The sequence below is a fragment of the Micromonospora mangrovicola genome, assembly GCF_047200535.1.
Taxonomy (GTDB): Bacteria; Actinomycetota; Actinomycetes; order Mycobacteriales; family Micromonosporaceae; genus Micromonospora.
In genome coordinates, this window is the sequence record NZ_JBJZOG010000166.1 from 1 (window position 1) to 8,967 (window position 8,967).

Consider the following 8,967-nt stretch of genomic DNA (forward strand, 5'->3'; position numbering starts at 1 on the left):
TAGCTTCTGACTGGAGCAAACAGCGGTCCTCTGGCCCGCCGGCAGGCGGACGTCATCTGATAGCCGATCCCGGCGGGGTTGCCCCCGCGAGCCGGGGTCGCCGGACCCATTCAACGAGGAAGTCGTGGGCTTCGGCGGGCAATGCCCAAGAGTTGACGATCTCGATGGCCGCCTCGTGATAGCCGCCTTCCACTGCGGTCATGAGCTGCTCAAGCTGATCAACGTCGCGTCGGTTCCTTGCAACCCGCATGATCGGGAGCAACAGCAGGATCAGGGCGGCGCGGCCGTGCTTGCTCATCTCGCGCAGTGCTGCCTCCTCGAACCGGGTCAGCACTGGCTCCCACACGTTCCGCGGCAACGCGGCGCGGGAGAGCCAGTCACGGTTGGTGATGATCTGGGGGTAATAACCTGCAAGGGTTCTATCCCACCGGCCAAGGACTGCTGCCGTCCGGCCGACGGACGGGGAGACCGTTCCTGTCAGGATCCAAGCAACAACAGGCAGTATGCCAGCGCCGGCCACGTAAGTCAGCTCGTAGAGGATCGAGAGGCCGTACTCGGCCAGGTCATCGGCGGTGGGCCGCTGAACAAGGCGGTGCCATACCCGGGCCGACTCGGGTACGGCACGCTGGGACAGATCATCCGCGACCAGCCCCCTGATCAACTCCCCGGTTCCGTCGTTAAGGGCGATCGGGCGGTTCAGCAAAGTGTCGTAAAGCAACCCGGCCGAACTGCTCAGGGGCATAACTCTGGCGTGGTGCTCAACGGCGTCAGCCATAGCCCGGGCTATGCGGGTGGCGTTGTCCGGCGCGGTGACCGCTAGCAGCGCCGATAGTGGAATGTCGTCCTCTGGGAAAAGCTCCAGCTGCGTCCTCCGGCGGTCGGCCGCTGGTGCTGCACACGAGAGGGCCACCACACGGGTGACCACATCGCGAAGCGTGGCGTTGTCCGGGGCAACGTTCTCCATGCACCGGGCGGCAAAGGCCAGGCGGCTGAGCGAGGCGCTGGGGACCTCGTCGACGCGGGCCAGCACAAGGCGCAATATCCGGTCCGCGCCGTCGTCGCAATGGCGGTCCAGGATCTGCACTGCCAGCTGACCGACAACGTCCCAGGTGCTGTCGACGAGGTGCGGCTCCAGTTGGCCCCATACCACCTCGGGATCGGGTTGATGCTTAACGAGTTGGGAAGCGGCGAAGAACTCCAGGAACGTGCGGTGCACGAACCCGTAGTGCGGTTGCAGGGCGTCGGAGCCCACGTCGGTGAGTACCCAGGCGCGGCCGGCGCAGAAGTCAAGGAAGTCGGCAGCGGCCTGAGCCGCCTCGTCTGGGTCTTCGAACCGCTTGGTCTTCATGTATTCGGCGAGGAACGCGATCAGCTCCGCACGTGGCAGCGCTTGGCGGCCCTGCGGGTCGGTGAAGAGCCGCCAGGCGAGGCGTTGTACTGCTGGGCGGATGTGTGCCCCGTACCGGTGTGTGACCTCGATGCCCCGTGACCGGTCCCAGGTCTCGAATAGCAGCTCGGCGCACTTCTCGTAAATCTCGGGCTTGTTACGCGGGATGTAATGAACGGTCGAGTACAGGCCGCACAGCAGCGAGAGCACCAGCGGGTTGACTCGCAGGTCGCGGGCCACCTCGCTTTCCCGCATGAAAGCCTCGGTCAGTTGCCGGCGCTGGTCAGCGTCCAGGGTTGTATCGAGCCGGAACCACCGGTTGGCGTACTGGTTGACCTGGCTTTCGTTGAAGGGGGCAATGTCGACGGTTGGAAACAGGTCCGAGTCGAGGGGAGCGTCTGGATAGCCGACGGCTCGGGAGGTGACGATGACGCGGGCAAGCGGGTAGCGGTGGGCGAAGCCATCGACGAGATGGGCGAAGGATTGGCGGTAGGAGCTGTCACCGAGTTCGTCGATGCCATCGATGATGACCGTGGCGCGGCCGTTAAGCAGCAGATACTCGAGCGCATCAGGTGGGGGGTTGACGTTGCCAGGACGCCGGCACGCCGCCTCCAGGTAGTGCAGCAGTGTGTGGTGATCGGTGCGCAGTGACTGAGTGTGTGCACGCACGACGAGGAGGATCGGCACCTGCCCTTCCAGACCGCCGATCTTGTCGGCTGCCAGGTCGTGGGCGAGCTTCGCGGCCAGCGTGGACTTGCCCGCGCCCGGGTCGCCGAGGATGACGAAGCGAACCGCGTTGTTCATGCCGTCGGCCAGCGTGAACGTCTCTGAGGCCGATGAATCCCACAAGGGGGAGGCGGCCGCGGGGCGCAGTACTGGGGTGACGTACAGCTGGGCGTAGTCGACCTGGCGGTTCAAGTCGTGCGCGGCCATACGCAGCTTCGCGTGGCCGGCCTTGGTCGCAGATCGAACCGCCTTGGCGAACTGGTTGATTTCGTCGAGCGTCTTTAGGCGGTTTAGCAGCTCGCTGTTGAGCACCCCGGCAGCGGCCACCCTGGCCGCCATCGCCACGGCGCGGCCGCTGTCGAGCGCTCCTGGCGCCGAAGTCAACCGCACCGCATGCACCGCGGCGTCCACCAGCTCGTGTAGTACGTCGGTGGCCTGTAGCAGGTCCGCTTCGCCGAACTCGCCGTGGTGGCGCAAGCCGTGCCGCAGCTGCTCACGGATCGCGCTCCGCGTGTCGGCGGTTGTCGACGCGAGGGAGGAGATCATGGCCTGGCGTACCAGGTGATCGAACTGAGCGGACTCGGCGAACTCCCGAAACCGACGGAGCTGCTGAGGGTTCAGGTGTTCGATGAACCGTTCCGTGTTCCCGGCGACCAGGATGCCGGCGGCCTCGGTGGCGATCTTGTTCCGCTGGTGCCTGGTAAGCAGCTTCCGACCGATGATGGTGCTGCAGTTGACGGCCGCCTTGGTAGCCAACTGGCCGAGCGTCGCCATGTCCATGGGCGATCCTCCCCTCTGCCGCCGCCATAGAGTACGGCCCGACGTCACACACACGGCCAGTGCCAATGGAACAGCTGTATCTGCTCCCGCCACGGCCACACCGTAGAGCACTCTCGCACGCGCAGACGTCTGTGCGGTCGCAGTGGCATTGCATATGCTCGTAACCGTGACGGGGCTGATCGAGATCGCGGTGGTACTGCTCTTCATCGCACGGGTGACCCGGCTGGTCACCGCCGACGAGATCACCCGGCGACCCCGAGAGGCGATCGTGAGGCGGCTCCCAGAGGGCAGCCCCTTCGCGTACCTGCTGTTCTGCCGCTGGTGCCTGTCCGTGTGGGTCGCCGCGTTGGCCGCCGCTGGCTGGTGGCACCTGTCCGAGGTCTCCCGCTGGTCCGGGCTGTGGTGGGTCGACGTGCCCACCGTCGCGCTGGCTCTGTCGCACGCAACCGGCCTGCTCGTGCGCGCCGAGCCCGAGGAGTAGCGCATGGGCTGGTGGGGCACGAAGCCCAACGCCGACAGCGCGGTCGGCCGGGCGACCGCCGTCGTCGCGTCCGCGGCGAAGATGCGGTATCCAGCGGCAGCCTGCGCAAGGTCACGAAGCAGCAGTGGCAGGACGAGGCGTGGCGGCACTACGAGGAGTGCGGCGAGTTCGCGTTCCTGGTCGATCTGATCGCGAAGGCGATGGGCCGGGCACGGCTGTACATCACGCAGGTCGACGACGAGGGCCGGCCGATGGAGACGCCCGACCAGGCGCCGGCCGGCGTCAACGAGACGTTCCTCGGCGGCCCCAGTACCCAGGCCGAGCTGCTGCGCGACGCCGGCATTCAGCTCGGCGTGCCTGGCGAGTGTTACCTGATCGGCGAGCCGGAACGTGACGCCGAAGGCAAGGCCACCGACCGGGAGCGGTGGTTCATCGCGTCGGTGGAGGAGCTGACGGAGCGGGCCGGGAAGTACGTGCTCGACCCGGGCGACGGGGCTCGCGAGCTGGAGGCCGACGAGACGGTCATCGTGCGGATCTGGGTGCCGAGCCCCCGTAAGCACGCGCTGCCGTCCAGCCAGGTGCAGTCCAACCGGCGGGTGCTGCGGCTGATTGAGCGGCTGACGCAGTACGTGCAGTCGCAGATCGACTCCCGGCTGGCCGGGGCGGGCATTCTGCTGCTGCCCAACGAGCTGAGCTTCGTTGCGCCCGAGCAGGAGGAGGACGCCGAGGACGGGGTGTCGTCGTTCCTGTCGACGTTGACGGAGGCGATGACCACCGCGGTGAAGGACCGCGACAGCGTGGCCGCCCTCGTTCCGATCGTGGTGCAGGGCCCCGCCGAGCACCTGGAGAAGGCCCGGCTGCTGAGCTTCGCCACGGAGCTGAGCAGCGCGGTGCCGGCGATGCTGGACGGCGCGATCCGGCGGCTCGCGCTGGGCTTGGACGCACCGCCGGAGATGCTGCTGGGCATGACCCAGGCGAACCATTGGGGTGCCTGGATGACCGACGAGGCGACGATTAAGTACCACGTCGAGTCGAAGCTGGAGCTGTTCTGCGCGGCGCTGACCGAGCAGATGTTGTGGCCGGCGCTGGAAGGCGCGCAGGGTGTGGCCGACCCGCGCCGGTGGATTGTCTGGTACGACACCAGCGAGCTGACGCAGACGCCGGACAAGGGTGCCGACGCGAAGGATCTGTACGGGCTGGGCGAGCTGTCGGGGGATGCGCTGCGCCGGGAGACGGGTTTCGGTGACGGCGACAAGCCGACCGACGAGGAGCGGGAGCTGCGGCGGCTGCTGGAGATCATCCGCACGGTGCCGGCGGCCGGGCCGTTGCTGGTGACCCGGCTGCTGGAGGTCGCCGGGGTGAGCGTGCAGCTCGACCCGGAGGCGTTGAAGCCGCAGCCGACCCAGGGCGAGATGCCCGGCGGGGAGCCCCCACCGGAGGAGGATCCGGCGACGGATCCGCCGCCGCCCGGCGACACCGAGGACCGCGGCCCGCCCGAACCGGCGGCGATCGCCGCTGCGGCGGCCGGGCCGATGAGCGCGCCGTTCGTCGCCGCGTGCGAGGTCCTGGCGCTGCGGGCGCTGGAGATCGCCGGCAAGCGCGCGCTGGGCCGGGAGAGGTACCGGCACCAGGGGTTGAAGGCGTGGGAGTACCACACGGTGCGCCAGTCCACGCCGGCGTCGGTGCCCCGGCTCCTCGAGGGAGCGTGGACGGCGGTGCCGGCCGTCGCGGCGAAGCTCGACGTCGACGACGAGAAGCTGACGGCGGCGCTGACCGCGTACGTCGGCGGGCTGCTCGTCACGGGCGCGCGGCACGACGTCGACGAGCTGCGCGAGCACCTGGCCGCCACCGTCGCCCGGGAGCTGGTGCCGGCATGAGCGTGACGATCCTCGCGCCGGACCTGGTGCCCGCCCACGGGTACGCCTGCCAGCGGTCAGGGCGCGGGAAGGGCTGCGAGCGGCTGCGGTGGACGATCTGCCGCACCTGCGGATGGTGGGGCGACCTGTGGGAGGGCGACCAGCCGCCGCTGACCGACGCCGGCCACGTGTGCGACCCGGACGCGGCGGCGCGGCGCAACGAGGCGAGGAGGAGAACCGATGGCTGACCCGGCGAATGTGTCCCTGGCCCAGCTGCGCGACTGTTTCGCGGCGGCGGGGATCGACCTCGGGACCGACTTCGTGAAGCTGGAGCTGCACGACGACCTGCTGATCGTGGAGCGGCTGATCCGCAGCCCGGCCGGGCTGCCGGTGTCCCGCCCCGACGGCGGTGTGCAGACCCAGGGCGTGCAGATCCCCGTGCTCGCCGAACCGCCGGCGGGTGGCTGAGCCGTGGCCGAGCCGGACCTGTGGCTGCCGCTGCGCCTCGACCACGAGGCGCGGGTGGTGGCCGCCGAGCGGCGGATGCTCCGCGCCGCCCGGGCGGCGCTGCGCGCCTGGCTGCGCGACGCGCGGGCCGTCACGCTGCCGGTCACCGCGGCGGCCCTGCCGCCGGACCCGAGCGCGCTCGCCGGCGCCGGGCAGGCGTGGTTCGAGGCGATGACGGTGCACCTGGTGCCGGCCGCCGAGCAGACGTTCCTGGCGGGCGTGGCCGACGGAGGCGGCGACGTCGAGCTGCTGCGGGTCGCGCAGATGAAGGACGAGTACCTGGCGGCGCTGCCGAACCGGCTGGCCGGGGTGCCCGACAGCGCGTGGCAGCTGGTCGTCGCGGCGGTCGCCGAGCTGACCGGCGAGGGCGCGAGCGTGCTGCGCATCCGTGACGTGATCGAGGTGATCCTGGGCGAGCGGTCCTGGGAGGACCGGGCGGTGACGATCGCCCGGACGGAGACGATCGGCGCGTACAACGCGGGGACGCTGACCGCCTGGCTGACCGCCGCGGACGTCCTCGACGAGAAGCTGGACAAGGTGTGGGTGGCCACGCACGACGAGCGGACCCGGCACGACCACCGGGACGCGGACGGGCAGCGGGTCGCCCTGGACAGCGTGTTCATGGTCGGCGGGGTGCCGATGCGTTACCCGGGCGACCCGGCCGCGCCGCCCGGGCAGACGGTGAACTGCCGCTGCACGATGATCGAGGTGGAGGCCGACGAGCCCCTGCCTGCGGTCCCGAAGCACCCGTGGCCCCGGCGTGACCGGGCCACCGGGTTGGACATCACGGTGACGGCGGCGGCAGCCGCGAAGGGTGGCAAGCAGATGGCGACGTGGAAGGGGACGCTGGCGCCGCTGGGTGCCAAGTCGGGTGACCGGCGGATCTTCGCGGCGGACGGCGAGTGGTCGTTCCGCGAACTGCCCCTGGCGCTGCCGTGGGCGCGCGAGGACGCCCCCGGGCACGAAGGCGCGGTGACGATCGGCCGGATCACGACCGGTGAGGTGCAGAAGACGAAGCTGGTCGGTGCGGGCGACTTCATCGACGCGGTGCCGGAGCTGGGCGAGGCGCTGGAGCTGCTGCGCCAGGGCGTGCTGTTCCCGTCGGTGGACCTCGACGACTTCGAGTTCGTGTTCACCGACGCGGACGGCAAGCCGATCGAGGAGATGTCCGACGAGGAGTGGGAAGCCTTCATGGAGGCCGGCGAGGAGCCGTACATCACGGTGACGAAGGGCCGGGTGATGGCGGTGACGCTCGTCGGGACGCAGGCGTTCATGGAGGCGAAGCTGGAGCTGGTCGACGACGAGCCGGCCGACGGCGAGCCCTCTGATGAGGCCGAGCCCTCCGATAAGGAGGAGGAGCCCGTCACCGCGGCCGGCGCGGCGGCGAAGAGCAAGCAGGTCGCGCCGCTTTACCCGCCGAGGGCGTGGTTCGACGACCCGAGCCTGACCGAGCTGACCCCGATCACGGTGACGGCCGACGGACGGGTGTTCGGGCACCTCGCCGACCGGGACTGCCACCTGTCGTTCCTGACCGGCGGGCAGTGCGTGATGCCGCCCGACGAGGGCGGCTTCGACTGGTTCCACCGGCCGGAGATCCAGACCGCCGAGGGGGAGTTGGTCGCGGTCGGACACATCACGGCGGCGACCGGGCACGCCGACCTGTCCGCGAGCGCGGCGGCCGCCGTGGAGCACTACGACGACACAGGCACGCAGCTGGCGGTGGTGCGGGCCGGGCGGGACGCCCACGGCACGTGGGTCGCCGGGTCGCTGGTGCCGGAGGCCACCGAGGAACAGGTGCAGCTGCTGCGCAGGTCGCCGCTGTCCGGGGACTGGCGGTGGATCGGCGGGGCCCGCCAGCTCGTCGCGGCACTGTGTGTCAACGTCGGCGGCTTCCCGGTCGTGCGGGGCCGCTCGTCGGGTGGTCGGGCGTACGTGATGGTCGCCTCCGGTTGGGCCGGCTGGCAGCCGAGCGAGGACATCGGCCGGCGGCTGGCGGCGCCGGGGTTCTCGCCCAGCGACGTCGAGGCGGCCGTACACCGCGCAGTGGCGGCCGGCTTCGCGGCCGAGCGGCAGCGGACCGCCACCGCGGCGCAGGCGGAGCGGATCGCGGCGAGCATCGGCCGGGACCGCAAGACGCTCGTGGCGGTGCTGACCGCCAAGGTGCACGGCAAGTAGGGAGGGGGAAGCCGATGGGCTGCAACTGCGGCGGCAAGCGTCGCAGCATCGTGGGTGCTGTCCTATGAGGACGACCGCATAGGCGGCGAGTACGACTCCAAGACGCAGGCGGAGGTCGCCAACGTCCGCAACGGCGGAGGCGGCGTAATCCGCCAGGTGCGGAAGTAGAGCGAAGGTGCCGTGTGTCCGGCACCGCACCGCCTCGCGTCTATCTCATGGGCCGCCACCTCCGCCCGAAGGTCTGCGTCCCTTGGTCGTGCCGGCCGGGTGTGCCTAGCAGATCGACGACGACGTCCCGCGCTCCGCGCATTCCGCCGCACGCGCCTGCCCAGGTCAGGCAGGTGGCCCGCGGGCCGGGCCGGCTCCACCTGCGCGTGGCCGTGGCCAGCAGCCACGACGGTGAGCACGGCGGGCCCCTACGACTCACGATGCTGATCATGTCCGCCGTCTGCCCGCTGCTCCGGCATCCGCGGCAAGCCGACCCACAGACTCCCTACTCACCTTCCGTGACATTGGAAGCGAGGTATAAGTCTGTGCGGTGTCACGTGGCGATCTGGGGTGGACGACTTGCCTTCCGGAGAACATGGATGAGTGTGGCGGGAATCACATCTGCAGTGCCTGATGGCGACGGCTCGCATAAGGTGCGAAAGCCATAGAGCGGACAGCATGTAGAGGAACGAGCCCATCGTCCGTCTGCTGCTGATGGCGAGGAGAGCACGACACACGCGGGGGCAAGGGCCGCTGCCGATGCCCAGCTCTGTGTCATCGCCAGGCGTGCCGGCGCCGTCGATCTCGCGCGCCCCCTACACGGCGCATCCCCAGGCAACGGAGCCGTGTGCCATGGTCCTTGACCTTCTACGCGCCGGGACGAACTCTCCTGACGCTCAGGCGGGTTCGCCCTGGGCGGCCCGCCGAACTACCGCTTCTCGTCCCCACTAACCAGCTTGAACGCAGGGTCTTGGGACTAGCCCGGTCAGCGCATCTTGTTTCGATGGGCTCTTCACCCCTTGATGCCGAACTCAAGGCCGCCTTCAAGAGGCTGCGGTGAGGGCGTT

6 protein-coding genes are annotated in these 8,967 nt (G+C 69.8%); 5 read left to right on the top strand and 1 reads right to left on the bottom strand.

Features of this window, described 5'->3' with window-relative positions; translation table 11 throughout:
• Positions 1–52: 52 nt before the first annotated feature.
• On the bottom strand, positions 53–2,893 hold the full coding sequence (locus tag ACL02O_RS32745; RefSeq protein WP_412822054.1) for an NACHT domain-containing protein: 2,841 nt from the start codon (positions 2,891–2,893) through the stop codon (positions 53–55).
• A 166-nt stretch (positions 2,894–3,059) separates the two neighbouring features.
• Between ACL02O_RS32745 and ACL02O_RS32750 the strand changes: the two genes are divergently transcribed.
• From ACL02O_RS32750 to ACL02O_RS32770, 5 genes are read left to right on the top strand one after another with little or no spacing between them, the layout of a single operon-like run.
• On the top strand, positions 3,060–3,374 hold the full coding sequence (locus tag ACL02O_RS32750) for a hypothetical protein (protein WP_412822055.1): 315 nt from the start codon (positions 3,060–3,062) through the stop codon (positions 3,372–3,374).
• An 11-nt stretch (positions 3,375–3,385) separates the two neighbouring features.
• On the top strand, positions 3,386–5,251 hold the full coding sequence (locus tag ACL02O_RS32755) for a hypothetical protein (RefSeq protein WP_412822056.1): 1,866 nt from the start codon (positions 3,386–3,388) through the stop codon (positions 5,249–5,251).
• Positions 5,248–5,478: a hypothetical protein gene (locus ACL02O_RS32760; RefSeq protein WP_412822057.1), complete on the top strand. Its 231-nt coding sequence runs from the start codon at positions 5,248–5,250 to the stop codon at positions 5,476–5,478. Before ACL02O_RS32755 ends, ACL02O_RS32760 begins: the two co-directional genes overlap by 4 nt.
• Positions 5,471–5,698, top strand: coding sequence for a hypothetical protein (locus ACL02O_RS32765; RefSeq protein WP_412822058.1), 228 nt, complete (start codon positions 5,471–5,473; stop codon positions 5,696–5,698). The genes ACL02O_RS32760 and ACL02O_RS32765 overlap by 8 nt, the downstream gene beginning before the upstream one ends.
• 3 nt (positions 5,699–5,701) lie before the next feature.
• Entirely contained in the window at positions 5,702–7,912 is a 2,211-nt protein-coding gene (locus ACL02O_RS32770) for a phage minor head protein (RefSeq protein WP_412822059.1), read from the top strand.
• Positions 7,913–8,967 lie beyond the last annotated feature (1,055 nt).

Bases quoted from the DNA above. Each gene is read 5' to 3' on its own strand.
- ACL02O_RS32745 (WP_412822054.1), bottom strand. From the start codon at position 2,893: ATGGACATGGCGACGCTCGGCCAGTTGGCTACCAAGGCGGCCGTCAAC.
- ACL02O_RS32760 (WP_412822057.1), top strand. From the start codon at position 5,248: ATGAGCGTGACGATCCTCGCGCCGGACCTGGTGCCCGCCCACGGGTAC.
- ACL02O_RS32765 (WP_412822058.1), top strand. From the start codon at position 5,471: ATGGCTGACCCGGCGAATGTGTCCCTGGCCCAGCTGCGCGACTGTTTC.